Annotated in this window: 21 protein-coding genes, 1 tRNA gene and 1 pseudogene; 11 read left to right on the top strand and 12 right to left on the bottom strand. The window is 73.2% G+C overall.

The window, feature by feature from the left end; genetic code table 11:
• Positions 1–59 precede the first annotated feature (59 nt).
• Genes ACF1BN_RS10425 through ACF1BN_RS10440 form a run of 4 tightly spaced genes read left to right on the top strand, consistent with a single transcriptional unit; the run spans position 60 to position 4,572 of the window.
• A complete protein-coding gene (locus tag ACF1BN_RS10425) occupies positions 60–989 on the top strand; it encodes a branched-chain amino acid ABC transporter permease (RefSeq protein WP_376603419.1) in 930 nt (309 codons plus the stop codon).
• Positions 986–2,842 carry a branched-chain amino acid ABC transporter permease gene (locus tag ACF1BN_RS10430; RefSeq protein WP_392331184.1) on the top strand — a complete coding sequence of 619 codons (1,857 nt, stop codon included), beginning with the start codon at positions 986–988 and terminating at the stop codon, positions 2,840–2,842. Before ACF1BN_RS10425 ends, ACF1BN_RS10430 begins: the two co-directional genes overlap by 4 nt.
• Before the next feature lie 3 nt (positions 2,843–2,845).
• Positions 2,846–3,859, top strand: coding sequence for an ABC transporter ATP-binding protein (locus ACF1BN_RS10435; protein ID WP_392331185.1), 1,014 nt, complete (start codon positions 2,846–2,848; stop codon positions 3,857–3,859).
• On the top strand, positions 3,856–4,572 hold the full coding sequence (locus tag ACF1BN_RS10440; protein WP_376603425.1) for an ABC transporter ATP-binding protein: 717 nt from the start codon (positions 3,856–3,858) through the stop codon (positions 4,570–4,572). Before ACF1BN_RS10435 ends, ACF1BN_RS10440 begins: the two co-directional genes overlap by 4 nt.
• Before the next feature lie 71 nt (positions 4,573–4,643).
• On the opposite strand, the gene ACF1BN_RS10445 is transcribed toward ACF1BN_RS10440, so the two are convergent.
• On the bottom strand, positions 4,644–5,300 hold the full coding sequence (locus tag ACF1BN_RS10445; protein ID WP_392331186.1) for an ANTAR domain-containing response regulator: 657 nt from the start codon (positions 5,298–5,300) through the stop codon (positions 4,644–4,646).
• Positions 5,301–5,413: 113 nt separating this feature from the next.
• Between ACF1BN_RS10445 and ACF1BN_RS10450 the strand changes: the two genes are divergently transcribed.
• Together ACF1BN_RS10450 and ACF1BN_RS10455 are read left to right on the top strand one after the other, a co-directional pair.
• Positions 5,414–5,488: transfer RNA gene (locus tag ACF1BN_RS10450), tRNA-Leu, on the top strand.
• 109 nt (positions 5,489–5,597) lie between these two features.
• Positions 5,598–6,380 carry a helix-turn-helix domain-containing protein gene (locus tag ACF1BN_RS10455; protein WP_392331187.1) on the top strand — a complete coding sequence of 261 codons (783 nt, stop codon included), beginning with the start codon at positions 5,598–5,600 and terminating at the stop codon, positions 6,378–6,380.
• Between the two features lie 50 nt (positions 6,381–6,430).
• Here ACF1BN_RS10455 and ACF1BN_RS10460 read toward each other — a convergent pair.
• The 3 genes and pseudogenes from ACF1BN_RS10460 to ACF1BN_RS10470 all read right to left on the bottom strand — a co-directional run.
• Positions 6,431–6,559 (bottom strand): annotated as a pseudogene (locus ACF1BN_RS10460) (Asp/Glu/hydantoin racemase); the annotation flags it as partial.
• Positions 6,560–6,614: 55 nt separating this feature from the next.
• Entirely contained in the window at positions 6,615–8,042 is a 1,428-nt protein-coding gene (gene pyk / locus ACF1BN_RS10465; RefSeq protein ID WP_392331188.1) for a pyruvate kinase, read from the bottom strand.
• Between the two features lie 147 nt (positions 8,043–8,189).
• Positions 8,190–8,870: an SIMPL domain-containing protein gene (locus ACF1BN_RS10470; RefSeq protein WP_392331189.1), complete on the bottom strand. Its 681-nt coding sequence runs from the start codon at positions 8,868–8,870 to the stop codon at positions 8,190–8,192.
• A 148-nt stretch (positions 8,871–9,018) separates the two neighbouring features.
• Between ACF1BN_RS10470 and ACF1BN_RS10475 the strand changes: the two genes are divergently transcribed.
• A complete protein-coding gene (locus ACF1BN_RS10475) occupies positions 9,019–10,815 on the top strand; it encodes a bifunctional metallophosphatase/5'-nucleotidase (RefSeq protein ID WP_392331190.1) in 1,797 nt (598 codons plus the stop codon).
• 4 nt (positions 10,816–10,819) lie between these two features.
• Here the strand turns inward: ACF1BN_RS10475 and ACF1BN_RS10480 are convergent, their stop codons facing one another.
• The 6 genes from ACF1BN_RS10480 to ACF1BN_RS10505 all read right to left on the bottom strand — a co-directional run bounded on the left by ACF1BN_RS10480 (position 10,820) and on the right by ACF1BN_RS10505 (position 18,534).
• Positions 10,820–12,241, bottom strand: a complete 1,422-nt coding sequence (locus ACF1BN_RS10480) for a lysine N(6)-hydroxylase/L-ornithine N(5)-oxygenase family protein (protein WP_392331191.1) — start codon at positions 12,239–12,241, stop codon at positions 10,820–10,822.
• Positions 12,238–13,623: a pyridoxal phosphate-dependent decarboxylase family protein gene (locus tag ACF1BN_RS10485; protein WP_392331192.1), complete on the bottom strand. Its 1,386-nt coding sequence runs from the start codon at positions 13,621–13,623 to the stop codon at positions 12,238–12,240. Before ACF1BN_RS10485 ends, ACF1BN_RS10480 begins: the two co-directional genes overlap by 4 nt.
• Before the next feature lie 122 nt (positions 13,624–13,745).
• Positions 13,746–16,232: an aminopeptidase N gene (pepN, locus tag ACF1BN_RS10490; RefSeq protein WP_392331193.1), complete on the bottom strand. Its 2,487-nt coding sequence runs from the start codon at positions 16,230–16,232 to the stop codon at positions 13,746–13,748.
• Between the two features lie 87 nt (positions 16,233–16,319).
• A complete protein-coding gene (locus ACF1BN_RS10495) occupies positions 16,320–17,309 on the bottom strand; it encodes an asparaginase domain-containing protein (protein WP_392331194.1) in 990 nt (329 codons plus the stop codon).
• Positions 17,309–17,635 (bottom strand): chorismate mutase, encoded by a 327-nt coding sequence (locus ACF1BN_RS10500; protein ID WP_392331195.1) that lies wholly within the window; start codon positions 17,633–17,635, stop codon positions 17,309–17,311. Before ACF1BN_RS10500 ends, ACF1BN_RS10495 begins: the two co-directional genes overlap by 1 nt.
• 11 nt (positions 17,636–17,646) lie before the next feature.
• Entirely contained in the window at positions 17,647–18,534 is an 888-nt protein-coding gene (locus ACF1BN_RS10505; protein ID WP_392331455.1) for an AraC family transcriptional regulator, read from the bottom strand.
• Positions 18,535–18,627: 93 nt separating this feature from the next.
• Here ACF1BN_RS10505 and ACF1BN_RS10510 point away from each other — a divergent pair, with 93 nt between their 5' ends.
• Complete coding sequence (locus tag ACF1BN_RS10510; RefSeq protein ID WP_392331196.1) at positions 18,628–20,379, top strand: beta-galactosidase family protein; 1,752 nt, start codon at positions 18,628–18,630, stop codon at positions 20,377–20,379.
• A 179-nt stretch (positions 20,380–20,558) separates the two neighbouring features.
• On the opposite strand, the gene ACF1BN_RS10515 is transcribed toward ACF1BN_RS10510, so the two are convergent.
• A complete protein-coding gene (locus tag ACF1BN_RS10515) occupies positions 20,559–21,344 on the bottom strand; it encodes a S1 family peptidase (protein ID WP_392331197.1) in 786 nt (261 codons plus the stop codon).
• Between the two features lie 216 nt (positions 21,345–21,560).
• Between ACF1BN_RS10515 and ACF1BN_RS10520 the strand changes: the two genes are divergently transcribed.
• From ACF1BN_RS10520 to ACF1BN_RS10530, 3 genes are read left to right on the top strand one after another with little or no spacing between them, the layout of a single operon-like run.
• Positions 21,561–22,466 carry a hypothetical protein gene (locus ACF1BN_RS10520; protein WP_392331198.1) on the top strand — a complete coding sequence of 302 codons (906 nt, stop codon included), beginning with the start codon at positions 21,561–21,563 and terminating at the stop codon, positions 22,464–22,466.
• A gap of 42 nt (positions 22,467–22,508) precedes the next feature.
• Positions 22,509–23,267 (top strand): methyltransferase domain-containing protein, encoded by a 759-nt coding sequence (locus ACF1BN_RS10525; RefSeq protein WP_392331199.1) that lies wholly within the window; start codon positions 22,509–22,511, stop codon positions 23,265–23,267.
• Positions 23,268–23,319: 52 nt separating this feature from the next.
• Positions 23,320–24,789, top strand: a complete 1,470-nt coding sequence (locus ACF1BN_RS10530; RefSeq protein WP_392331200.1) for an ankyrin repeat domain-containing protein — start codon at positions 23,320–23,322, stop codon at positions 24,787–24,789.
• Positions 24,790–24,973: 184 nt separating this feature from the next.
• Here ACF1BN_RS10530 and ACF1BN_RS10535 read toward each other — a convergent pair whose 3' ends face one another.
• The gene (locus ACF1BN_RS10535; RefSeq protein WP_392331201.1) at positions 24,974–25,891 is read right to left on the bottom strand and encodes an SDR family oxidoreductase; all 918 of its coding nucleotides are present in this window, start codon (positions 25,889–25,891) and stop codon (positions 24,974–24,976) included.
• Between the last annotated feature and the right edge of the window lie 189 nt (positions 25,892–26,080).

A 26,080-nucleotide genomic window follows, 5' to 3' on the forward strand; every position in this document is an offset into this window, starting at 1 on the left:
GCACACAACCGGCACCCCGCGCGGTGTCATATCCGTCGAAAGTCTCGGAGGACAATGCGGTGAACGAACTGCCGCAGCAGCTGGTCAACGGCCTGCTACTGGGATCCATGTACGGGCTGGTCGCCGTCGGCTACACGATGGTCTACGGCATCGTCCAGCTCATCAACTTCGCCCATGGCGAGATCTTCATGACCGGCGGCTTCGGTGCCCTCACGGTCTGGCTCATCCTGCCCGGCGGCACCAGCATGTGGGTCGCGCTTCCCCTCATGATCATCGGCGCCGTGATCGTCGCGACGACGATAGCCGTCGGAGCGGAACGATTCGCCTATCGTCCGCTCCGCGGCGGCCCACGCCTCGCGCCCCTCATCACGGCCATCGGCCTCTCGCTCGCCCTGCAGTACGCCGTCTGGGTCTGGTACCCGGAGGCCAAGTCCGCGCGGACCTTCCCGCAGATCCCCGGCGGCCCGATCGAGCTGGGTCCCGTCACGATCCAGACCGGTGACATCTTCCTCGTCATCGCGGCCCCGATCTGCATGGCCTTCCTCGCCTTCTTCGTCATGCGCACCCGGACCGGGCGCGGCATGCAGGCCACGGCGCAGGACCCGGACACCGCGAAGCTCATGGGCGTCAACACCGACCGGATCATCGTGATCGCGTTCGCCCTCGGCGCCATCTTCGCCGCCGTCGGCGCCGTCGCCTACGGCCTCAAGTACGGCGTCGTCGACTACAAGATGGGCTTCCTCCTCGGACTGAAGGCGTTCACCGCCGCCGTCCTCGGCGGCATCGGCAACATCTACGGCGCCATGATCGGCGGTCTCGTCCTCGGTGTCGCCGAGACCATGGCGACCGCCTACATCGACCAGATCCCCGGTATGGAGCAGCTCGGCGGCCAGTCCTGGGCCAACGTCTGGGCCTTCGTACTCCTCATCGTCGTCCTCCTCGCCAGGCCCCAGGGTCTGCTCGGCGAGCGCGTCGCGGACAGGGCGTGAGCACCATGACCACCATCTCCGAGAACCCCCAGGCACCCGCCGCCGAGGAGCCCGCGAAGACCGCCGACCGTGGTCTGATCGGCCTCCTCCCGGAGCCGATCGCCCGCGCCGTCGTCCTCGGCGGCTCCGTCCTCACCGTGGCGAGCTGCTTCCTCGCCTGGACCTGGGACGCCAGCTTCCCGGGCGACCTCACCGTGTACGGCTACCCGGCCGGACTCCAGCTCCAGGTCCTGCTGCTCGGTGTCCTGACCGCCCTCTTCGTCCTCTCCTCGTACGGGATCAAGGGCATCGGCTGGCTGACCCCGGCCGGCGCCGACGGGGCGATCCGCTTCGCCGCGCTCGCCACCTTCGCGACCGCCCAGTTCACGGTCGACGCGATCAGCATCGAGCTCGGCGGCCTCGTCAACCTGGAGCCCGGCGGCGTGATCGTCGCGGTCACCTCCCTGGTCACCCTGCTGGCCGCCCTGTCGCTCCCCTTCACGCGCCCGGACGTGCAGCCGGTCGACCCGGAGGACACCTTCTGGGACCAGCTCACGCAGCGTCGTCGCAACAAGTGGGCCGTCACCAAGGCCGCCTTCGCCGCCCCGCGCGCGGCGCGGAAGCTTCCGCCGCTGCCGTCGGCCGTCGAGATCCTGATCATCGCGGTCGCCCTCGGCCTCGCCCTGAGCGTCTTCACGTACGGCATCGGCACCGAGTACGACGAGCTGTTCCTCGGCTTCCTGATCACGGCCGGCCTCGGCTTCGCCGCGATCAGCGCCTCCGGTCTGCTCAAGCAGCTCACGCAGCTCACCTCGAAGCACCAGAACCTGTCGATCGCGGGCGCGTTCATCGCCGCGGCGCTGTTCCCCTTCACCCAGACCGACGACCAGTACGCGACGCTCGGCGTCTACATCCTGATCTTCGCCACGGTCGCCCTGGGCCTGAACATCGTCGTCGGCCTCGCCGGTCTCCTCGACCTCGGCTACGTCGCCTTCCTCGGCGTCGGCGCCTACGCGGCGGCCCTCGTCTCGGGCGCCCCGACCTCGCCGTTCGGCGTGCACCTCCCCTTCTGGGCGGCGATCCTGGTCGGCGCCGCGGCCTCGGTGGTCTTCGGCGTCCTGATCGGCGCCCCGACCCTGCGGCTGCGCGGCGACTACCTCGCCATCGTGACGCTCGGCTTCGGTGAGATCTTCCGCATCACGGTGATGAACACCGACGGCACCTCGGGCCCGGACATCACCAACGGCTCCAACGGCATCGCGTCCATCCCGAACCTGAACTTCTTCGGGTTCGACTTCGGGCAGGCGCACACCATCGCCGGCTTCACCATCGGCCGGTTCGCCAACTACTTCTTCCTGATGCTGCTGATCACCGCGGTCGTCGTGCTGGTCTTCAAGCGCTCCGGCAACTCCCGCATCGGCCGCGCCTGGGTCGCGATCCGCGAGGACGAGACCGCCGCGCTGGCCATGGGCATCAACGGCTTCCGGGTGAAGCTGATCGCCTTCGCGCTCGGCGCCGGTCTGGCCGGTCTGGCCGGTACGGTGCAGGCCCACGTCACCTACACGGTGACGCCGGAGCAGTACCTCTTCGCCGGTCCGATCCCGCCCAACTCCGCCTTCCTGCTCGCGGCCGTCGTCCTCGGCGGCATGGGCACGATGAGCGGTCCGCTGGTCGGCGCGGCCCTGCTCTTCCTCATCCCGAACAAGCTCCAGTTCATGGGCGAGTACCAGCTCTTCGCCTTCGGTGTCGCGCTCGTGCTGATCATGCGCTTCCGCCCGGAGGGCATCATCGCGGACAAGCGGCGGCAGCTCGAGTTCCACGAGCACGAAGAGAAGAACGAGCCGGTCGCTACGCCCGCCAAGGCAGGTGCCTGAACCATGACGACGACCACCACCAAGGCCGGGGCCGGCGCGGAGCCGGCCGCCCGCGAGACCGTGCTCGACGCACGCGGGGTCACCATGCGCTTCGGCGGCCTGACCGCCGTCCGCGACGTGGACCTGACCGTCAACAGCGGCGAGATCGTCGGTCTGATCGGCCCGAACGGCGCCGGCAAGACCACCTTCTTCAACTGCCTGACGGGCCTGTACGTGCCCACCGAGGGCGAGGTCCGCTACAAGGGCCAGGTCCTGCCGCCGAAGTCCTTCAAGGTCACCGCGGCCGGCATCGCCCGTACCTTCCAGAACATCCGTCTCTTCAACAACATGACGGTCCTGGAGAACGTGCTCGTCGGCCGGCACACCCGCACCAAGGAGGGCCTCTGGTCCGCCCTGCTGCGCGGCCCGGGCTTCAAGAAGGCCGAGGCGGCCTCCGAGAAGCGCGCGATGGAACTCCTGGAGTTCATCGGCCTGGCGCACAAGGCGCAGCACCTCGCCAAGAACCTGCCGTACGGCGAGCAGCGCAAGCTGGAGATCGCCCGCGCGCTGGCGAGCGACCCGGGCCTGATCCTGCTGGACGAGCCGACCGCCGGCATGAACCCGCAGGAGACCCGCGCGGCCGAGGAGCTCATCTTCGCGATCCGGGACATGGGCATCGCCGTGCTCGTCATCGAGCACGACATGCGGTTCATCTTCAACCTCTGCGACCGGGTCGCCGTGCTCGTGCAGGGCCAGAAGCTGATCGAGGGCGACAGCCAGACCGTCCAGAGCGACGAGCGGGTCATCGCCGCGTACCTCGGCGAGCCGATCGACGAGACCCCGGCGGCGAAGGCCCCGGCCCCCGAGGCCGAGGCGCCGGAGGACGGGACCGCGGCCGAGGACGCTCCGGCGGACGACGCTCCGGCGGACGTCGCCGACGACGCTCCGGCGGAGGAGACCCCGGCCGAGGACGACACCCCGGCGGACGCGGCGAAGACCGCGAAGGACGCCGCTCCGGGCAAGGAGAACGACGCATGACCGCACTGCTCGAAGTCGAGGACCTGCGCGTCGCCTACGGAAAGATCGAGGCCGTCAAGGGCATCTCCTTCTCCGTGGAGGCGGGCGAGGTCGTCACCCTCATCGGCACCAACGGCGCCGGGAAGACCACCACCCTGCGGACCCTCTCCGGGCTCCTCAAGCCGGTCGGCGGACAGATCAAGTTCGAGGGCAAGTCCCTCCGCAAGATCCCCGCCCACAAGATCGTCTCGCTGGGTCTGGCCCACTCCCCCGAGGGCAGGCACATCTTCCCGCGCATGAGCATCGAGGAGAACCTGCTCCTCGGCGCCTTCCTCCGGAAGGACAGCGCCGGCATCGCCAAGGACGTGCAGCGCGCCTACGACCTCTTCCCGATCCTGGGCGAGCGTCGCAAGCAGGCGGCCGGCACGCTCTCCGGCGGTGAGCAGCAGATGCTCGCCATGGGCCGGGCGCTGATGTCCCAGCCGAAGCTGCTCATGCTCGACGAGCCCTCCATGGGCCTCTCGCCGATCATGATGCAGAAGATCATGGCGACCATCGCCGAGCTGAAGGCCCAGGGCACCACGATCCTGCTCGTCGAGCAGAACGCCCAGGCCGCGCTGGCGCTCGCGGACCACGGTCACGTGATGGAGATCGGCAAGATCGTGCTCTCGGGCACGGGCGGCGACCTCCTCCACGACGAGTCCGTCCGCAAGGCGTACCTCGGCGAGGACTGACACCCCGCGTGCACGAGAAGGCCCGCCCCGCGTGACGCGGGGCGGGCCTTCCGCCGTGTACGGGCCGGGGGCTACTGCCCCTTGGCGGCCTTCTTCTCCTCGGCGTCCTCGATGACGGCCTCGGCGACCTGCTGCATGGACATGCGGCGGTCCATGGAGGTCTTCTGGATCCAGCGGAAGGCGGCCGGCTCGGCGAGGCCGTACTGGGTCTGGAGGATCGACTTGGCACGGTCGACCAGCTTGCGGGTCTCCAGGCGCTGGGAGAGGTCGGCGACCTCCTGCTCCAGGGCGCGCAGCTCGGCGAAGCGGGAGACGGCCATCTCGATGGCGGGCACCACGTCGCTCTTGCTGAAGGGCTTGACCAGGTAGGCCATGGCGCCGGCGTCGCGGGCGCGCTCGACGAGGTCGCGCTGGGAGAAGGCGGTGAGCATGAGGACGGGGGCGATGGACTCGCCGGCGATCTTCTCGGCGGCGGAGATGCCGTCGAGCTTGGGCATCTTCACGTCGAGGATGACGAGATCGGGGCGGTGTTCGCGGGCCAGCTCGACGGCGGCCTCGCCGTCGCCGGCCTCGCCGACGACCGTGTAGCCCTCTTCCTCCAGCATCTCCTTGAGGTCGAGGCGGATGAGGGCCTCGTCCTCGGCGATGACGACGCGGGTGGTCAGCGGCGGGACGTGCGACGCGTCGTCGGCGGTGTCGGCGGGCTGGGGCGACTCGGGGGCAGTCACGCGGGCTCCTCGTTCGATGGCCTCGTTCCGAGGCGGATACAGCTCCCCATGAGCCTACCTAGCTGCGGTATGGTGGACGCGCAGAGGGCCAGGGTAAACCTTTGATTCTGCGGGCCCCGGTAGCCCAATTGGCAGCAGGCAGTGGATTCAAAACCCACACAGTGTCGGTTCGAGTCCGACCCGGGGCACTTTTCCTTCGATTCGAAGGTAGCCGGGCAGTGAATGATCGTCACCCACACGCGTGAACCACTCCCGTTCCCAGCCAGCCATTGAGGCGGGCCGGTCACGCTCGGCTGCATGTACGACATGGGAACACGCCGGCAGGCACTCGACCTGTTGCGGAGCGGCGCGAGAAACTCGGCTGTCGCCAAGATGTTGAGCGTGCCACTCGGCACGATCGGTTACTGGAAGCACATGGACCGCGCGAAGCGCGGCGAGTGCCCGGGCAGGGGCAGCCCCTTGTGTCCCAGGTGCGACGGATCCGAGCTCGACGAAGTCGCCTACGCGTACCTGCTCGGGCTCTACCTCGGCGACGGCCATATCGCTCAGAGCCCTGCCATGCGGGTGCCGAGTCTGTCCATCTCCTGCACCGACAGCTGGCCCGGCCTCATCGACGCCTGCGTGCGGGTCATGCAATCCGTCCTGCCCGGCAATCACGCGTCGAAGGTCCCGAGACAGGGGTGCACCGAGGTCAAGGTCTACTCCCAACACCTCGCCTGCCTCTTCCCGCAGCACGGCCCCGGCAAGAAGCACGAGCGGCGCATCTCGCTCGAAGCCTGGCAGCGGGAGATCGTCGACACCCACCCCTGGGCCTTCATCCGGGGACTCATCCATTCGGACGGGAGCCGGATCACGAACTGGACGACCCGGCTCGTCGGCGGTGAGCGGAGGCGGTACGAGTACCCCCGCTACTTCTTCACCAACTCGTCCACCGACATCCTCGGGCTCTTCACCCACGCCCTCGACCGCGTCGGCGTCGAGTGGAAGGCCACGAACCAGTCGAGGATCGCGCAGAACATCTCCATAGCCCGTAGGGCCTCAGTCGCACTCATGGACACCCACGTGGGTCCCAAGCACTGACGACCGCCGCCCGGCTCCGGAGTCGGATTCTGCGTCAGGTCGTCTTCCCCGGCGGCCGCGACGCCGTCCACGACAGGGACGCCGGTGCGCGCGATCGCCCGCTCGGCGAGGCACTCCATGCCGCCGCAGCGCCCCGGGCGGATCACCTCGGCCCGGTCCTCCTCGTCCGCGCGGAACGCCGGAGCCCCGCCACCGGGGTGGTGGCGGGGCTCTTCTCGGTGTGCCGTCGCGCGACTACGAGAGCGGATCCCCGATGTGGTGGACGCGGACGAGGTTGGTGGAGCCGGAGACCCCGGGCGGGGAGCCGGCCGTGATCACCACGATGTCGCCCTTCGCGCAGCGTCCGATCCGCAGCAGCTCCTCGTCGACCTGGGCCACCATGGCGTCGGTGGAGTCGACGTGCGGGCCGAGGAAGGTCTCGACGCCCCAGGTCAGATTGAGCTGCGCCCGCGTCGCCGCGTCCGGGGTGAAGGCCAGCAGCGGGATCGGCGAGCGGTAGCGGGAGAGCCGTCGCACGGTGTCGCCGGACTGGGTGAAGGCGACCAGGAACTTCGCGCCGAGGAAGTCGCCCATCTCGGCGGCGGCACGGGCCACCGCGCCGCCCTGGGTGCGGGGCTTGTTCCGCTCGGTCAGCGGCGGGAGGCCCTTGGCGAGGACGTCCTCCTCGGCCGCCTCCACGATCCGGCTCATCGTGCGGACGGTCTCGACCGGGTGGCGGCCGACACTGGTCTCGCCGGAGAGCATGACGGCGTCGGTGCCGTCGATGACGGCGTTGGCGACGTCGGACGCCTCGGCGCGGGTGGGCCGCGAGTTCTCGATCATCGAGTCGAGCATCTGGGTGGCGACGATGACCGGCTTGGCGTTGCGCTTCGCCAGCTTCACCGCGCGCTTCTGGACGATCGGGACCTGCTCCAGCGGCATCTCGACGCCGAGGTCGCCGCGGGCGACCATGATCCCGTCGAAGGCGGCGACGATCTCCTCGATGTTCTCGACCGCCTGCGGCTTCTCGATCTTGGCGATGACCGGGAGGCGGCGGCCCTCCTCGTCCATGATCCGGTGGACGTCGTCGATGTCCCGGGCCGAGCGGACGAAGGAGAGGGCGATGACGTCCGCTCCGGTGCGCAGCGCCCAGCGGAGGTCCTCGACGTCCTTCTCGGAGAGCGCGGGGACCGAGACGGCGACGCCCGGCAGGTTGAGCCCCTTGTGGTCGGAGACCATGCCGCCCTCGACGACCCGGGTGACCACCCGGGGCCCGTCGACGGAGGTGACCTCCAGGGTCACCCGGCCGTCGTCGACGAGGATCCGCTCACCGGCGGTGACGTCCGCGGCGAGGCCGGAGTAGGTGGTGCCGCAGCAGTGGCGGTCGCCCTCCATCGGCTCGACGGTGATGGTGAACTCGTCGCCGCGTTCAAGGAGTACCGGACCCTCGCGGAATCGGCCGAGCCGGATCTTCGGGCCTTGAAGGTCGGCGAGGACGCCGACGCTGCGGCCCGCCTCGTCGGCCGCCTTGCGGACCCGCTGGTATCGCTCCTCGTGCTCGGCGTAGGTGCCGTGGCTGAGGTTGAGGCGGGCCACGTCCATTCCGGCCTCGATCAACGCCTTGATCTGGTCGTATGTTTCGGTGGCGGGCCCAAGGGTACAAACGATTTTCGCTCGGCGCATGAGGCGAGCCTAGGGCCTTACCCATCAGTAGCCGGTGGGATGGGCATGACTACTCAACAACCTTTGCGTGAAACGTTGTTGACAAGACTTGAATCTGTGCGCCGCACTGCTCCGATGAGCGTTTTCCGCGCCCCCGGGCGCCCCGTCTCAGAGTGCGGGCGGCAGCATCGTGAACCGCGCGACGACCTCGGCGGTCACCTCCTGTCGCTGCGGTGCGAGGTCCAGGGAGGGAGCCCCGCCGATGCCCTCCACCGCGTAGGCGGCGGAGACCGGGGAGAAGCCGCCGCGCCGGTACGCACCCGCCTCCGCCGCTCCGGCGTCCGACAGTTCGAGGAGTGAGCCCAGCGAGGTGCCCAGCGCCTCCGCGTAGGCGCGCGCCCGCCGCACGGCCTCCGTCACCGCGAGCCGGCGCGCCTCCGCGTACGCCCGCGAGTCCGGCCACAGCTCCCACCAGGGGCCGTTCACCTCCGTCTCCTCACGGTCGGCGAGTTCGGGCACCAGCTCGCCGAGGGCGGTGAAGTCGGTGAGCTCGACGGTGATCCGCACGTGCCCCCGGTGGAGCCGCGCCTCGCCCTTCCCCCGGCGGGGCCGCTCCGGGGCGACCGAGAGGCCGCCCGTCTCCAGCTTCGACACGGCCGCACCGCGCGCCCTGATCAGGTCGAGGACCTCGGCGTTGCGACGGGTCAGATCGGCCAGTACGCCGGCCCGGTCGGCGCCCCGCGCGGTGACGGCCACCGCGATCCTGGCCAGCTCGGGCTCGACCTCCAGTCGGCCCTCGCCACGGACCGTCACCTGCGGGGCCTGCGGGGTGGGATGCGGCTGCGACACGGCGGACTCCTCGGGAACGGGGATCGGTGGCATGCGAACACTTTCCCACTCCGTAACCCGAAAGGGCTGTTGCCGCGGAAAGGTCTGAGCCAGAATCTACGCGCGTTGTGCACCGGGGACAGCGCGTCACGAACCGAGGAGTACGCACATGCCGCTGAACCGCCGGACCTTCCTGGAGAGCTCCGCCGCCGTCGGAGCCGGGGCCGCCCTCACCGCCGGGGCCGCCTCCCCCGCCGCGGCGCACGGGCACCGCCCCAAGCCGGCCAAGCGGTACTCCTTCACCGTCATGGGCACCACCGACCTGCACGGCAACGTCCTCAACTGGGACTACTTCACGGACAAGGAGTTCGACGACAAGGCGCACAACGACGTCGGCCTCGCGAAGATCTCCACCCTGGTGAACCAGGTCCGCGCCGCCAAGGGCCGCCGCAACACCCTGCTCATCGACGCCGGCGACACCATCCAGGGCACCCAGCTCTCGTACTACTACGCCAAGATCGACCCCATCACCCGCAAGGGCGGCCCGGTCCACCCGATGGCCCAGGCCATGAACGCCATCGGCTACGACGCCGCCGCGCTCGGCAACCACGAGTTCAACTACGGCATCCCGGTGCTGCGGAAGTTCGAGGAGCAGTGCGACTTCCCGCTGCTCGGCGCCAACGCGCTCGACGCCAGGACGCTGCGCCCGGCCTTCCCGCCGTACAGCGTCCACCGGCTGCGCACCCCGCACGGCAGGGACGTCCGGGTCGCGGTCCTCGGCCTGACCAACCCCGGCATCGCGATCTGGGACAAGGCCAACGTCAGCGGGAAGATGGTCTTCCCCGGCCTGGAGGAGCAGGCCGCGAAGTGGGTGCCGAAGCTGCGCTCCATGGGCGCCGACGTGGTGATCGTCTCCGCCCACTCCGGCTCCAGCGGCACCTCCTCCTACGGCGACCAGCTCCCCCACGTCGAGAACGCGGCCGGGCTCGTCGCCGAGCAGGTCCCCGGCATCGACGCGATCCTCGTCGGCCACGCCCACACCGAGATCCCCGAGTACCGGATCGCCAACAAGGAGACCGGCGAGGAGGTCGTCCTCTCCGAGCCGCTGAAGTGGGGCCAGCGCCTCACCCTCTTCGACTTCGACCTCGTGTGGGCGAGGGGCCGCTGGACGGTGGAGCGGGTCGCCGCCCAGGTCCTCAACTCCAACACCGTCGAGGAGGACCCGAAGATCACCGGACTGCTCGCCGACGAGCACAGGAAGGTCGTGGAGTACGTCAACACGGTCATCGGCACCTCCACCGCCGACATGACCACGGCCGACGCGCCGTGGAAGGACGAGCCGATCATCGACCTGATCAACGTCGTCCAGACCGAGACCGTGAAGGCGGCGCTGGCCGGCGGCGCGTACGCGGAGCTGCCGGTGCTCTCGCAGGCGTCCTGCTTCTCCCGCACCGCCCGCATCCCGGCCGGCGCGATCACCATCAAGGACGCCGCCGGGCTCTACCCCTTCGAGAACACCCTGGAGGCCCGACTGATGACGGGCGCCCAGCTGAAGGAGTACCTGGAGTACTCGGCGAAGTACTACGTCCGGACCCCGGCGGGCGCCCCCGTCGACACCGCGAAGCTCACCAACGCGGACAACACCCCGGACTACAACTACGACGCCGTCTCCGGCCTGACCTACGACATCGACATCGCCAAGCCCGCCGGGCAGCGGATCACCGGTCTCTCCTTCGAGGGCGCACCCCTCGACCCGGCGGCGCGGTTCGTGCTCGCCGTCAACAACTACCGCGCCGCCGGCGGCGGTGCCTTCCCGCACGTCGCCGGCGCCCAGCAGCTGTGGGCGGACTCGGACGAGATCCGCAACACGATCATCCAGTGGGTGCGGGCCGAGGGCACGGTCGACCCCGGCCGGTTCGCGTCGGTGGGCTGGAGGCTGACCCGGGACGGCGTGCCGGTCCTCTGACCGCTCAGTGCTCCACGAGAGGCGTCAGCTTCCGGCCCTGGGCCGGGATGCCCGGCGCCTCTCGCGCCTCTCGCGCGTCCAGGCCGAAGCTGGTGAAGGCGGTCCGCCGCGGCAGCGGGTACGGCTCCTTCCCCGTCACCGAGTTGAGGATGACCGCGCTGCGCCAGGCGGCGAGACCCAGGTCGGGGGCGCCCACGCCGTGGGTGTGGCGCTCGGCGTTCTGCACGTACACCGATCCGGTGACCGAGGGGTCGAGCACCAGCCGGTACCGCTCGTCGATCCTCGCCCGGCCCGCCGAGTCGTGCCGCAGATACGGGTCGAGCCCGGCCAGCATCCGGTCCACCGGGCGCTCCCGGTAGCCGGTGGCGAGGACGACCGCGTCGGTGGTGAGCCGGGAGCGGGAGCCCTGCTGGACGTGTTCCAGGTGGAGCTCGACCTGGGTGGTGGCGACCCGGCCCGCCGTGCGGACGCGGACGCCGGGGGTGAGGACGGCGTCCGGCCAGCCGCCGTGCAGGGTGCGCCGGTAGAGCTCGTCGTGGAGGGCGGCGATGGTGTCCGCGTCGATGCCCTTGTGCAACTGCCACTGGCGGGGCACCAGTTCACCGCGGACCGGCTCGGGCAGGGCGTGGAAGTAGCGGGTGTAGTCGGGCGTGAAGTGCTCCAGGCCCAGCTTCGAGTACTCCATGGGCGCGAAGGCCTCGGTGCGGGAGAGCCAGCTGATCCGCTCGGCGCCGACCGGGCGGGCGCGGAGCAGGTCGAGGAAGACCTCGGCGCCGGACTGGCCGGAGCCGATGACGGTGACGTGGCCCGCGGCGAGCAGCCGGTCCCGGTGGTCGAGGTAGTCGGCGGAGTGGATCACCGGGACGCCGGGGGCGTCGGCGAGCGGGCGCAGCGGTTCGGGGACGTACGGCTCGGTGCCGACGCCGAGGACCACGTTCCGGGTGTAGGCGCGGCCGAGGGCGGCGGCCTCGCCGTCCTGGTCGAGCTGGGTGAAGTCGACCTCGAACAGCTTCCGTTCGGGGTTCCAGCGGACCGAGTCGACCTGGTGGCCGAAGTGGAGGCCGGGGAGCCGCTCGCTGGCCCAGCGGCAGTAGGCGTCGTACTCGGCGCGCTGGATGTGGAACTTCTCCGCGAAGTAGAAGGGGAAGAGCCGTTCGAGGCTGCGCAGGTAGCTGAGGAAGGACCAGGGGCTGGCGGGGTCGGCGAGGGTGACCAGATCGGCGAGGAAGGGGACCTGGAGGGTGGCGCCGTCGATGAGGAGGCCCGGGTGCCAGTGGAAGGCGGGGCGCTGCTCGAAGAAGGTGGCGGCGATGCCGCCGGGGACGCCGTCGGCGAGGGCGGCGAGCGAGAGGTTGAACGGGCCGATGCCGACGCCGACCAGATCGTGCGGGCGGTCGAGGTCCTGCTGGGGGGTGCTGCCGGTCATCGGTCGGTGCCGCCTTCCGCGAGTTCCACGAGGGAGATGAGCTGGGCCAGGTCGTCGGGGGTGGTGTGGGGGTTGAGGAGGGTGGCCTTCAGCCAGAGCCGGCCGTCCGCCTCGGCGCGGCCCAGGACGGCGCGCCCGTCGGTGAGGAGGGTGCGCCGGACCGCGGCGACCCGCGCGTCCTCGGCGCCGGCGGGGCGGAAGAGGACGGTGGTGAGGGCGGGCCGGGCGCGCAGTTCCAGGCCGGGGGCCTTCTCCACGAGGTCGGCGAGGTCCTGGGCGCGTTCCATGCAGAGGTCGACCAGGGCGCCGAGGCCGGTGCGGCCGAGGGCGCGCAGGGTGACGGCGGCCTTGAGGACGTCGGGGCGGCGGGTGGTGCGCAGGGAGCGGCCGAGGAGGTCGGGGAGGCCGGCCTCGGTGTCGTCGCCGGCGTTGAGGTAGGCGGCGGTGTGGGCGAGGGCGGTGAGGTCGGCGCGGTCGCGGACCGCGAGGAGTCCGGCGGCGGCCGGCTGCCAGCCGAGCTTGTGCAGGTCGAGGCCGACCGTACGGGCCCGGTCCAGGCCCGCCAGGAGGGGGCGGTGGGTGCGGCTGAGGAGGAGCGGGCCGCCGTAGGCCGCGTCGACGTGGAGTTCGGCGCCGTGCGCGGCGCAGGCGTCGGCGAGTTCCGGGAGGGGGTCGATCAGGCCCTCGTCGGTGGTGCCGGCGGTGGCGGCGAGGAGGACGGGCCCCTCCAGGCCGGCGAGGGCGCGGGCCACGGTCTCGGGGTCGAGGACGCCGTGCGGGGTGGGGAGGGTGACCGGTTCGGGGAGGCCGAGGAGCCAGGTGGCGCGGCGGACGGAGTGGTGGGCGTGGGCGCCGGTGACGGTGGTGAGGGCGGGGCCGTGCCGCTCGCGGGCGAGGAGCAGGGCCAGCTGGTTGGCCTCGGTGCCGCCGGTGGTGACGAGCGCGTCGGGGCGGGTCGCTCCGGGGAAGACCTCGGCGGCGAGCGCGGCGGTGACCTCGGCCTCCAGGGCGGAGGCGGCGGGCGCCTGGTCCCAGGAGTCCATGGAGGGGTTGAGCGCGGTGGCGGCGAGGTCGGCGGCGGCCGCGACGGCGAGCGGCGGGGTGTGCAGGTGGGCGGCGCACAGCGGGTGGGCGGGGTCGGCGGCGCCGGCGGCGATCAGGTGGACCAGGGTGCGCAGGGCCTCGTCGGGCCCGCTGCCGGTCTCGGGGAGTACGGCTCCGAGCGTGTCGCGGACCCGGGCCGTGACGGCGAGGGGCCCGCCGGCCGGCAGCGGGCCGCCGCGTTCCTCCGCGCCGGTGCGCAGGGCGTCCAGGGCGATGCCGAGGAGGCGGCTGAGCGGGGTGGGCTGGGCGGCGAGGGGTGGCGGGGGTGCGGCACGCATGGACGACAGGGTGCCGGGCCGGTGGGGGCCCTGTCCGGCGACCGCGAGGACGTGACCCGAACGAGGGACGGCGGCTTGCGGACCGGGGCGCGGCGCGGCGGGTGCGCCGCGCCCCGGAGGGGTCAGCTCTGGCGGACGCGGAGGGCGCGGGAGAGGTCGTCGAGCTGGTCGGTGAGCCTGCGGTGGAGGGCGGGGATCATGGTGCCGTCGGCGAGGCGGCGCTCGCCGAGGGCGAGGGAGTCGGCGTCGACGGCGTACGCCGGGAAGGCGTGGCGGCCGGCGGCCTCGGCCATGGCGGGGCCGCGGCGGTCGCCGAGGGCGATGGCCGCGTCGTAGAAGCGCTCGACGTACTCCTCGACCAGCTCGGCCTGCTCGGGCTGCCAGAAGCCGAGGGCGGTGGCGGTGAACAGGTAGTTCGACAGGTCGTCGGAGTCGAACATGGCGGCCCAGGCGGTCGCTTTCGCCGCCGGGTCGGGGAGGGAGGCGCGGCAGCGGGCTGCGCCTTCCTGGCCGGTGGCGCTGGGGTCGCGCGCCAGCTCGGCGGCGATGGCGGTCTCGTCGGTGGCGCCGAGGACGGCGAGCCGGGCGAGGATGCGCCAGCGCAGCTCCGGGTCGAGCTCGGGGCCGCCGTGGACGGTGCCCTCGTCGAGCCAGGAGGCGATCTGGTCGGGGGTGGTGGCGCTGTCGATCAGGGCGCGGACGGCGGTGAGGCGCAGGCCCGGGTCGTCGCCGTCCTCGGTGCGGCGGAGCAGGGCGCGGGCGGTCTCGCGGAGGCCGGCGAGGGCGGCGGGGCGCTGCTCGGCGGTGACGTACCGGTCGGCGACCTGGGTGCGGGCGAAGGCCAGGACGCCCTGGACGATGCCGAGTTCGTTCTCCTCGGTGAGGTGGGCGCGGGCGGTCTCCAGGTAGGCGGAGGGCTCCAGCTCGCCGTCGCGGACCATGTCGCGCACGGCGTTCCACACCACGGCCCGGGTGAGCGGGTCGGGGATGCGGGAGAGGCCGTGGAGGGCGGACTCCTGGGAGGTGTCGTCGAAGCGGAGCTTGGCGTAGCTGAGGTCGCCGTCGTTGAGGACGACGAGGGCGGGGCGGGGGCCGGTGAGCCGGACGGGCTCGGGCTGCGGCACGTCGAGGGCGACGCGCTCGCGGAGGGCGAGTTCGCCGTCGGGGCGGCGGTCGTAGAGGCCGGCCTCGATGCGGTGGGGGCGGCTGCCCGCGCGGTCGACGGCGAGGTCCCAGCGGTTGCTCTCGCCGGTGAGGCGGGGGGTGAGGGTGTCGACGCCGGTGGTGCGCAGCCACCGCTCGGCCCAGGCGTGGACGTCGCGGTCGGTGGCGGCGGCGAGGTTGTCGATGAAGTCGGCGAGGGTGGCGTTGCCGAACCTGTGCCGCTTGAAGTGGATGTTGATGCCGGCGAGGAAGTCCTCCTCGCCGAGCCAGGCGACGAGCTGGCGGAGGGCGGAGGCGCCCTTGGCGTAGGAGATGCCGTCGAAGTTGAGGAGGGCGGAGGCGGTGTCGGGGACGGCCTCGGGGTCCGGGGCGACGGGGTGGGTGGAGGGGCGCTGGTCGGCGTCGTACCCCCAGGCCTTGCGGGCGACGCCGAAGTCGATCCAGGTGTCGGCGAAGAGGTCGGAGCAGGCTTCGTTGACGGTCTGGTAGCCCATGTACTCGGCGAAGGACTCGTTCAGCCAGATGTCGTCCCACCAGCGGAGGGTGACGAGGTCGCCGAACCACATGTGGGCCATCTCGTGGGCGATGACCATGGCGCGGGTCATCCGCTCGGTGGCGGTGACGGCGGAGCGGAAGACGAACTCGTCGCGGAAGGTGACGAGGCCGGGGTTCTCCATGGCTCCGGCGTTGAACTCGGGGACGAACGCCTGGTCGTAGGAGTCGAAGGGGTAGGGCTCGTCGAACTTCTCGTGGTAGCGGTCGTAGCACGCCTTGGTGACGGTGGTGATCTCGTCGGCGTCGGCGTCGAGGTAGGGGGCGAGGGAGCGGCGGCAGTGGATGCCGAAGGGCAGTCCGGCGTGCTCGGTGCGGACGGAGTGCCAGGGGCCGGCGGCGACGCAGACGAGGTAGGTGGAGACCGGCGGGGTGGGGGCCGCGGTCCAGCGGCCGTCCGGCCGGCGTTCGGTGACGCTGTTGGAGAGGACGGTCCAGCCCTCGGGGGCGGTGACGGAGACCTCGAAGACGGCCTTCAGGTCGGGCTGGTCGAAGGCGGCGAAGACGCGCTGGACGTCTTCCATGAAGAGCTGGGTGTAGACGTAGGACTCGCCGTCGGTGGGGTCGAGGAAGCGGTGCATGCCCTCGCCGGTGTGCGAGTAGCGCATGGTGGCGGTGAGGGTCAGCTCGTGCTCGCCCTCGGTGAGGCCGAGCGCGAGCCGGTTCCCGTCGAGGGCGGCGGGGTCGAGGGGCTTGCCGTCGAGGGTGACGGAGTGGAGGGTGTCCGGCTTGACTTCGACGAAGGTGTCCCCCGCGGCGCGGGCGGTGAAGCGGATGCGGCTGGTGGACCCGAAGGTCTCGTCGCCGCCGGTGAGGTCGAGGTCCACCGTGTAGTGGTGGACGTCGAGCAGCTGGGCACGGGTCTGCGCTTCGTCGCGCGTCAGTACGGACATGGGCCCTATGCTGCCCGATCGTCCGGTCGGGGGGCAGGGGTGGTGCCCGAGGTGATCAGCGGGGCCGCTCCCGGGAGGGGCGGCGGGTCAGGCGAGGCCGCTGCCGTCGAGGTGGGCGAAGGCGGCGGTGATCCGGGGCCGGTCGTAGCCGGTGGGGCCGGCGGCGCCGCTGGAGACGAGGGCGGCGAGCAGAAGCCGGGCCTTGGCGGGGTCGAGCGGGCCGGCCGGGACGAGGCCGTGGTGGAGGAGGTCGTGCTCGGAGCCGGGGCCGCGGTAGGTGTCGCTGAGGCCGGTGCCGGCTCCCGTGCGGGAGGCGAGGACGACGGGGATGCGGCGGGCGATCGCGGCGAGGGGTTCGACGAGCCAGGAGGGGGCGTGGCCCGCGCCGAAGGCGGCGACGACGAGGCCCTGGAAGCGGTCGTCGACGGCGGAGAGGAGTTCGCCTCGGTCGCCGAGGCTCAGGGTGAGCAGGGCGATCCGGACCGTGGGGTCGTAGGAGAGCCGGCAGGGGGTGGTGGGCGCGGCGGGGCGGAGCAGGATCCGCGGGGTGCCCTCGACGACGGTGCCGAGGGGGCCGGCGCCGGGCGAGGCGAAGGTGGCGATCGAGGTGGTGTGGGTCTTGCGGGCGTGCCGGGCGGCGTGGATCTCGTCGGCGAGGACGACGAGGACGCCGAGGCCCCGGCAGGCGGGGTCGGCGGCGACGGCGAGCGCCGCGGCGAGGTTGGCGGGGCCGTCGGCGCCGGGCAGGTCGGGGCGGCGCATGGCGCCGGTGACGGCGATGGCGGCGCGCTCGGTGGGGCAGAGCAGGTCGAGGAGGAAGGCGGTCTCCTCCAGGGTGTCGGTTCCCTGGACGACGACGACGCCGGAGCCGGCGGCGACGGTGTCGTTCACCTCCGCGGCGAGGGCGGTGAGGTCCTCGGGGGTGAGGGAGGAGGAGGGGAGCCGGCGGAAGTCGCGGACTTCGACGTCCTCGGGGGCGCCGAGGGCGGCGAGCACCTCGGGTCCGGTCATACGGCCGAGCTCACCGCCGCGCGCGGAGATGGTCCCGCCGAGGGTGAAGACCGTGACCCGGCTCATCAGCGTGCTCCGTCCGCGATCGTCTCGTGGTGGCGGATGACCTCGGCGATGATGAAGTTGAGCAGTTTCTCCGCGAAGGCCGGGTCCAGTTTCGCGCTCTCGGCGAGTTCGCGCAGCCGGGCGATCTGACGGGCCTCGCGGGCCGCGTCGGCGGGCGGCAGCTGGTGCTCCGCCTTGAGGACGCCGACCTGCTGGGTGCACTTGAAGCGTTCGGCGAGCATGTGGACGACGGCGGCGTCGATGTTGTCGATCGATTCGCGCAGCCGGGTCAGCTCGGCGCGGACGGACGGGTCGATGTCGTGGGCGTCGTTCCTGGTGTCGCTCATGGTCAGCGAGCTTAGACGGAGTCTCCGGTGAGGGTCGGCGGGTGTTCGGGATCCGGTACACGGTCGCTCCAGCCGCCGTGGACGGCCCGGCCCTGCTGCGCGCGGAAGCGGACGGGGGCGAGTCCGACCCTTCGGGTGAAGAGCCGGGAGAAGTAGGCCGGGTCGTCGTAGCCGACGCGGCGGGCGACGGCGGCCACCGGCAGCTCGGTGGCCGCGAGGAGTTCCTTGGCGCGGCCGAGCCGGACGGTGAGCAGGTAGTCCTTGGGGCTGCATCCGGCGGCGCGGCGGACGGCGGTGCGCAGCTCGGCGGCGGTCATGCCGTGCCGGGCGGCGTGCTCGGCGACGGAGAGGGGCTGGAAGGCGTCGCGGGCGAGGCCGGTGAGGACGGGGTCGCCGTCGGCGTCGGTGTCGGCGCGGCCGCGGCGCAGGGCGACGAGGAGTTCGTGGACGGCGGCGGCGGTCTCGACCTCCAGGAGCGGGTTGCCGGGGCGGGCGGCGCGGGCGATGCGGCCGATGGCGGCGCGGGCGGGGCCGGCGTCGGCGAGGGGGACGACGGGCCGCTCGGGTTCGATGTAGCCGAGCTCGGTGTAGGTGGCGGCGGCGGGTCCGGTGAAGTCGACGAAGGACTCGTCCCAGCCGGTGGCGGGGTCGGCGCCGTAGTGGTGGGGGACTCCGGGGGTGAGCCAGAGCAGGGCGGGGGCGGCGACGGGGGTGGTGCGGCCGTCGGCGGAGCGGTACCAGCCGCCGCCGGCGGAGACGACGACGGCGACGTGGTGGTCGAGGGTGCGGGGGCCGACGACGGGGAGCCGGCCGTGCTGGAGTCCGACCCCGAGGCAGACGAGGCCGAGGCGGTGGTGGACCGGTCCGGGGGTGAAGTAGCGCATCCAGGTGTGGTACATCCGGCCGTCCCGCTCTCCCGCGCTCTGCAACGTCCAACCTGCGACGATCTTTGTCCATGGACCGGCCCGCCGCCAGGGGGTGAGGGTGGGGGCATGAGCACGTTCGCTGTGGGTGACGAGGACTTTCTGCTGGACGGGCGGCCGGTGCGGCTGCTGTCGGGGGCGCTGCACTACTTCCGGGTGCACGAGGGGCACTGGGGGCACCGGCTCGGGATGCTGCGGGCGATGGGGCTGGACTGCGTCGAGACGTACGTGCCGTGGAACCTGCACGAGCCGGAGCCGGGCCGGTACGCGGACCCGGAGGCGCTGGGCCGGTTCCTGGACGCGGTGGCGGCGGCCGGGATGCGGGCGATCGTGCGCCCGGGGCCGTACATCTGCGCCGAGTGGGAGAACGGCGGGCTGCCGCACTGGCTGACGGGGCCGCTGGGGCGGCGGGTGCGGACCCGGGACCCGGAGTACCTGCGGGCGGTGGAGACGTGGTTCCGGCGGCTGCTGCCGCAGGTGGTGGCGCGGCAGGCGCACCGGGGCGGGCCGGTGGTGATGGTCCAGGTGGAGAACGAGTACGGGAGCTACGGGAGCGACGCCCGCTATCTGGAGTGGCTGGCGGGGCTGCTGCGGGAGTGCGGGGTGACGGTGCCGCTCTTCACCTCGGACGGGCCCGAGGACCACATGCTGACGGGCGGTTCGGTGCCGGGGCTCCTGGCGACGGCGAACTTCGGCTCGGGGGCGGCGGAGGGTTTCGCGGTGCTGCGCCGGCACCGCCCGTCGGGGCCGCTGATGTGCATGGAGTTCTGGTGCGGCTGGTTCGACCACTGGGGCACGGAGCACACGGCGCGGGACGCGGCGGACGCGGCGGAGGCGCTGCGGGAGGTGCTGGAGTGCGGGGCCTCGGTGAACCTCTACATGGCGCACGGGGGCTCGAACTTCGGCGGCTGGGCGGGCGCGAACCGCTCGGGCGACCTGCACGACGGGCGGTTGCTGCCGACGGTGACCTCGTACGACTACGACGCGCCGGTGGACGAGCGGGGGCGGCCGACGGAGAAGTTCCACCGCTTCCGGGAGGTGCTGGGGAAGTACGCGGCGGGGCCGCTGCCGGAGGTGCCGGAGCCGCCGGCCCGGCTGGCGGCTCCGGTGCGGGCGGAGGCGGCCGGCTGGGCGCCGCTCGGCGCCGTCGTCGAGGCGCTGGGCGGCGCGGAGCGGGAGTCGGGGGTGCCGCCGACCTTCGAGGAGCTGGGGGTGGACCGGGGCGTGGTGCGCTACCGCTTCTCCGTGCCGGGGCCCCGGCAGCCGTATCCGCTGGCGGTGACGGGGCTGCGGGACCGGTCGCAGGTCTGGGTGGACGGCGTCTTCGCCGGGGTGCTCACGGAGGAGGACGCGGTGCTGCCGGAGCCGGTGGCGGGGCCGGCCGTGGTGGAGCTGTGGGTGGAGTCGCTGGGCCGGGTGAACTACGGGCCGCGGCTGGCCGAGCCGAAGGGGATCACCGGCGGGCTGCTGCACGAGCGCCAGTACGTGCACGGGGTGCGGGCCCGGGGGCTGCGCCTCGACGCCTTCACCGCGGAGGCGGTGGACGGGGTGCCGTTCCGCGCGCCGGCCGGGCGGCCCGACGGGCGGGGCCTGTACCGGGCCTCGGTCCGGGTCGCGGGCGCCGGGGACGCGGAGCTGCGGCTGCCGGGCGCGGGCCGGGGCTTCGTCTGGGTGAACGGTTTCTGTCTGGGCCGGTACTGGCCGGCGGCGGGCCCGCAGGAGGGGCTGTTCGTGCCGGGTCCGGTGCTGCGGGAGGGCGCGAACGAGGTGTGGGTGCTGGAGTTGGAGGGTGACGGGCCGGAGCGGGTGGAACTGGGCTAGGGGGTGTCGCGCCGGCGTGGCGGACGGGAGCCCCCCCAGGGGTCGGGGTGGTGTGGGCGGACGGGGGTCCGGGAGGGCGTGTCCGCATGCGTGGACGGGTACCCGGAGTGCTGTCTCCGCGTGGGCGGACGGGGGCCCCGGGGCGCTGTGCCGCCCCGGGGCCCCCGTCCCGTGGGGGGTTACAGCGTGGCCGCGGCGGACTTGATCGCGGCGGCGAAGGTCGAGACCTCCGTGTAGACGCCGGGGTAGTCGGGCCGCGCGCAGCCCTGGCCCCAGCTCACGATGCCGACCTGGACCCAGGCGCCGGCGTTGTCCTTGCGGAACATCGGGCCGCCGGAGTCGCCCTGACAGGTGTCGACGCCGCCCTGGGGGTAGCCGGCGCAGATCTCCTCGGACGGCACGAGGTCGCTGCCGTACGAGGCCTGGCAGGAGGCGTCCGAGACGAAGGGGACGTTCGCCTTGAGCAGGTAGCGCTGCTGGCCGCCGCCCTCGCGGGCCGCGCCCCAGCCGGCCACGGTGAAGGTGCCGCTGTTGTACGCGGTGGTCTCGGCGAGCTTCAGGGTGGGCAGCGAGGTGATGGGGCTGGCGAGCTTGATGAGCGCCCAGTCCTTGCCCTTGCCGTTGTAACCGGGGGCTCGGTAGATCTTGGTGGAGCGGACCTTGATGGCGCTGCTCGACTGGAGGTCCACGACGCCGGCGGTGGCGGTGATCGAGGTGTTGTTGCCGGTCGCGCCGACGCAGTGGGCGGCGGTGAGGACGACCTGCGGGGTGATCAGGGAGCCGCCGCAGCCCATGGAGAGCCGGACCATCCAGGGGAACTCGCCCTGGGCGGCGCGGGTGCCGCCGACGACCGGGTTGGGGGCCGCGGTGGCGCTGGAGACGGGCTGGAGGCTGAGCGCGGCGAGCGCGACGGCGCCGGCGGCGGCGAGTTTCTGCAGGGTGCGGACGAGTCGGTTCTTCTGCACGGTCTGCCTTCTCTCGTGGGGGGTTCCTGCATGGGGGGTGCGGCCCTGACGGCGGGTCGCCCGTGCCGCGCGGCGGGTCGCGCGCACCCGTTCGCAATGACATGAGCCCGTCAAGGCATGTCCAAATTATGGACAGCCCTCAACTGCCGCCACAAGGAAGCCTTTTCGGCCAGACCCGAACTCGGACCGTACAGTGGGAGCGGGGGTGGAGCGCGTATGACGGACCGCCACGGGGCCGACCGGGTCCGAGAGGACACCCATGGGGTGGAGCGCGGCTTCCCCCACCGGGAGGCCGTACGGGCCTCGCTCACCGCCCTCTACCGGCGGATCGGCCCCACCGGCGTCGACCGGTACCCGACCAGCGTGACCGCCGCCGACGTGGCCCTCTCCCCCGGCGAGGACCCGCTCCTCGGCGCCACCCGGGTGGCCGGGGTCCTGGTGCGCCACCTCCGCCTCCCCGAGGCGCCGGCCGTCGTGTCGTTCCGGCGGATGGAGCACGCCGCCACCGTCGAACCCGCCGCCGGGCCCGAGTACGCCGTCGAGCTCAACGAACGCTTCCGGGGCCGCCCCCGGGACATCGGCGCCGCCCTCGCCCACGAGCTCACCCACGTGCTGCTCCACCGGCTCGGCCTGGGCTTCCCCGACACCGGGCGGAACGAGATCCTCACCGACGTGACGACCGCCTACCTCGGCGCCGGATGGCTGCTTCTCGACGCCTTCCGGCAGGACGGCGCCGAGAGCCAGAAGCTCGGCTACCTCACACCGGAGGAGTTCGGCTGGGTCCTCGCCCAGCGGGCCGAGCTCTTCGGCGAGGACCCCTCGCCCTGGTTCACCAGCTCCGCCGCCTACGAGGCGTGGCGGCGCGGCCGGGCCGAGGCCGCCCGGGAACGGCGGCTGCCCCCGCTGGCCGGGGCGGGGTGGGCGGACCGGCGCCGCTACGCCCGCGAGCGGCGGCTCGGCCGGGCCGCCCCCGGCGCCCCGTACGCCTTCGACGGCGGCGCCCCGGCGACCGGCGTCGCCTTCCCCTGCCCCGTCTGCCGTCAGCGGCTCCGCGTCCCGGCCGGACGCCCGCTGCGGGCCCGCTGCCGGCTCTGCGGGACGGTCCTCGACTGCGCCGGATGAAAATGCCGTGCCCCCCGCACCCCGGGGCGGGACAATACGGTCATGGAGCGGAGTTTCGAGGAACTGGTGGCCGAGGCCGAGGCCGCGCCGATGGAGGGCTGGGACTTCTCCTGGCTCGACGGACGGGCCACCGAGGAACGGCCCGGCTGGGGCTACCAGCGGCTGCTGGGCGAGCGTCTGGGCGCGGCCGAGGCCGCGCTCGACATCCAGACCGGGGGCGGGGAGGTGCTGGCCGGGGCCGGGAAGCTGCCGCCGCTGACGGCGGCCACCGAGTCCTGGCCGCCGAACGTGGCGAAGGCGACCCGGCTGCTCCACCCGCTCGGCGCGGTCGTCGTCCACGACGAGGACGAGCCGCCGCTGCCCTTCGGCGACGCCGCCTTCGACCTGGTCTCCAGCCGCCATCCGGTGACGGTGTGGTGGGCCGAGATCGCCCGGGTGCTGCGCCCCGGCGGCACGTACCTCTCCCAGCAGGTCGGCCCGGCCAGCGTCTTCGAACTGGTCGAGTACTTCCTCGGGCCGCAGCCGGCCGAGGTCCGCCGCGCCCGGCACCCCGAGGACGCCCGGCGGGACGCCGAGGCGGCCGGCCTGGAGGTGGTGGACCTGCGGGCGGAGACGCTGCGCACCGAGTTCCTGGACGTCGGCGCGGTGGTCTGGTTCCTGCGGAAGGTGATCTGGATGGTGCCGGGCTTCACGGTGGAGGCCCACCGGGACCGGCTGCGGGAGCTGCACGAACGGATCGGCAGGGAAGGACCGTTCACGGCCACGACGAGCCGGTTCCTCATCGAGGCGCGCAAGCCCTGAGCCGGCCGGAACGGATTTGCGCCGAGGACCGACGGCGGGTCAGGGTCGGGACATGAGCACGCTGTTCGACGCCATCACGAGCGGGGACGAGGACGCGGTCGTCCGGGCCCTGCGCGCGGGGGCCGACCCCGAGGCCACCGACGACGAGGAGACCGCCCTCTACCGCGCGGCGGTCGCCGACGAACCGGGGATCGTGCGGCTGCTGCTCGCGGCCGGCGCCGACCCCGCCCGGGCGAGCGGCCCGGACGGCGGCGACCTGCCGCTGTGCGGGGCGGCCTGCGGCGGACACGCGGGGACGGTACGGGCGCTGCTCGCGGCGGGCGCGGCGGCCGACCAGGAGGAGGAGTTCGGCTTCACCGCGCTGGCCTGGGCGGTCCGGCTCGGCCACGCGGAGACCGTACGGGCCCTGCTCGACCACGGCGCCGACCCCGACCGCCCCGGCCCCGACGGCCTCGCCCCGCTGACCGCCGCGGCCCGGCGCGGCTCCGCCGCGTGCGTACGGGCGCTGCTCGACCACGGCGCGCGGGGCGCGGCCCCGGCACTGCGGGAGGCGCGGCGGTGGATCGGCGTCGACATGGCGGCCGAGCTGCGGCGCGGCCTGGTCGCGGGGAACGACAGCGGGGAGACGTACGAGGCGGTGGTCCGCCGGGTCCGGGAGGACGGCAGCGTGACCGTGGTCGTCGAACTGCTCCGGGAGGACGGCCGGCCGGGGCGCGGCGACGAGCGGCAGACCGGGCACGCGGCCGTCGCGACCCTCCTGGAGGCGGCCCTGGGGCGGCGCACCCCGCAGGAGGAACTGGCGGCGCGGGCGCTGCGCTGCGGGGACCCGGAGCTGGACGACTGGACGACGGCGGTGGCGGAACTCGCCGGCCGGGCCGACGAGGAGACCTTCGTGGCGGCGGCCGCCTGGTGCGCCTACCGCGACCCGCTGCGGCGGGCGTTCGGCGCGCGGGTCCTCGGGGCGCTGCCCGGGTTCGCGGCGAGCGCGGTGCCGGTGCTGCGGCGCCTCGCGGCGGAGGCGGCGGGCCCGGCGCGGGAACCGGTCCTCTCGGTGGTGACGGCGCTCGGGGCGTGCGCGGACCCGGCGGCGCTGCCGGAGCTGCTGGCCGCCGCCGGCCATCCGGACCCGGAGGTGCGGCGGGCGGCGGCGGGCGCGCTGGCGGGGCTCGTGCCGGCCGGGGACATGGGAGCGCTGGGGGTGCTGCTCGGACTGAGCCGGGACGGGGACGCGCGGGTGCGGGACTGGGCGGTGCTGGCCCTCGCCGAGCTGCCGGACGACACCCCGCTCGTGCGGGAGGCGCTGGCGGAGCGGCTCGCCGACCCCGACCCCGAGACGGTGGCCGAGGCGGCCCGCGGGCTCGCGATCCGCCAGGACCCGCGGGCGGTGGACGCGCTGGCGGCGGTCCTGTCGGACGGCGACCCGGACAGCGCGCCCCGCGAGACCGCCCTGGCCGCCCTGGAGTTCGTGCGCGACGCCCGGGTCAGGACCCGGCTGGAGTGGATCCCCCCGCGCGGCCGCTGAGCGGGGCGGGAGACAGGGCCCCCGTCCCGTCGCCGGGTGGGGACCGGACGGGGCGAGGACCGGACGGAGTGGTGACCGGACGGCGACGGGGCCGGACGGGGCGAGGGTCGGACCGCCGGACGGCGTGGGGAACGGACCGCACGAGGGCCGGACCGCACCGAGGCCGGACCGCGCGAGGGCCGGTTCAGGTGCCGTACACCGGGTGCGGGGGTTCCGCGAGGGCCAGGAGTTTGCGGGCCGTCTCGCCCGCCTCCGCAGGGGACCTGCGGCCGCCGCTGGACTCGCTCGGGCCCGGGCGCCACCCCTCCATCACGGTCAGCCGGCCGCCCTCGGCCTCGAAGACACGGCCGGTGACGCCCGCCGAGCCCGCCGAGCCGAGCCAGACGACCAGGGGGGAGACGTCCTCGGGGAGGGCCTGGAGGCCGTCGATCACCTGCTCGGTCATCCGGGTGCGGGCGGCCGGGGCGATGGCGTTGACCTGGACGCCGTACCGGGCGAGTTCGGCCGCGGCCACCAGCGTGAGGCCGACGACGGCCGCCTTGGCCGCCGCGTAGTTGCCCTGTCCGACACTGCCGAGGAGCCCCGCGCCGGAGGTGGTCTGCACGACCCGGGCGTCGGGCGTGCGCCCGGCCTTCGTCTCGGCGCGCCAGTGCGCGGCGGCGTACCGGAGCGGCAGGAAGTGGCCCTTGGCGTGGACCCGCATCACGGCGTCCCAGTCCTTCTCCTCGAGGTTGACCAGCATCCGGTCGCGCAGGAATCCGGCGTTGCAGACCAGGGTGTCGAGCCGGCCGAAGGCGTCGAGGGCGGTGGCGACGAGCGAGGAGGCGCCCTCGGTGGACGCGATGTCACCGCCGTGCGCCACGGCCTCGCCGCCGGCCGCCCTGATCTCCTCGACGACGGCGGTGGCCGGGCTGTCGGGCCCGGGCGTGCCGTCGAGGCCGACGCCCAGGTCGTTGACGACGACCCGGGCACCCTCGGCGGCGAAGCCGAGCGCGTGCGCCCGCCCGAGCCCGCGGCCCGCCCCGGTGACGACCACCACGCGGCCCTCGCAGATCCCCGTACCCCTGACCTTGCCCGTGCCCTTGCCCGTGCCCGTACCCATGCCCATCTCCACTCCCCTTCCGGCCTGTTCGGACTCCACGGCTGTTCCCACGGGGGCGGGCGCGAACCCTCCCGCCGGGATCCCCCGGCTGCTACCTTCCTCCCCGGGAGGTCGCCTAACAAGCGTTTGGTTGAAGGTAGCCGACGCGCTGCCGTGCGCCTCCGTCCGCACCCCTTTCCCCCTCAGTAA

Origin of the sequence: Streptomyces sp. NPDC014861 (assembly GCF_043081625.1) — a bacterium.
In the GTDB taxonomy this organism is placed as follows: Bacteria; Actinomycetota; Actinomycetes; order Streptomycetales; family Streptomycetaceae; genus Streptomyces.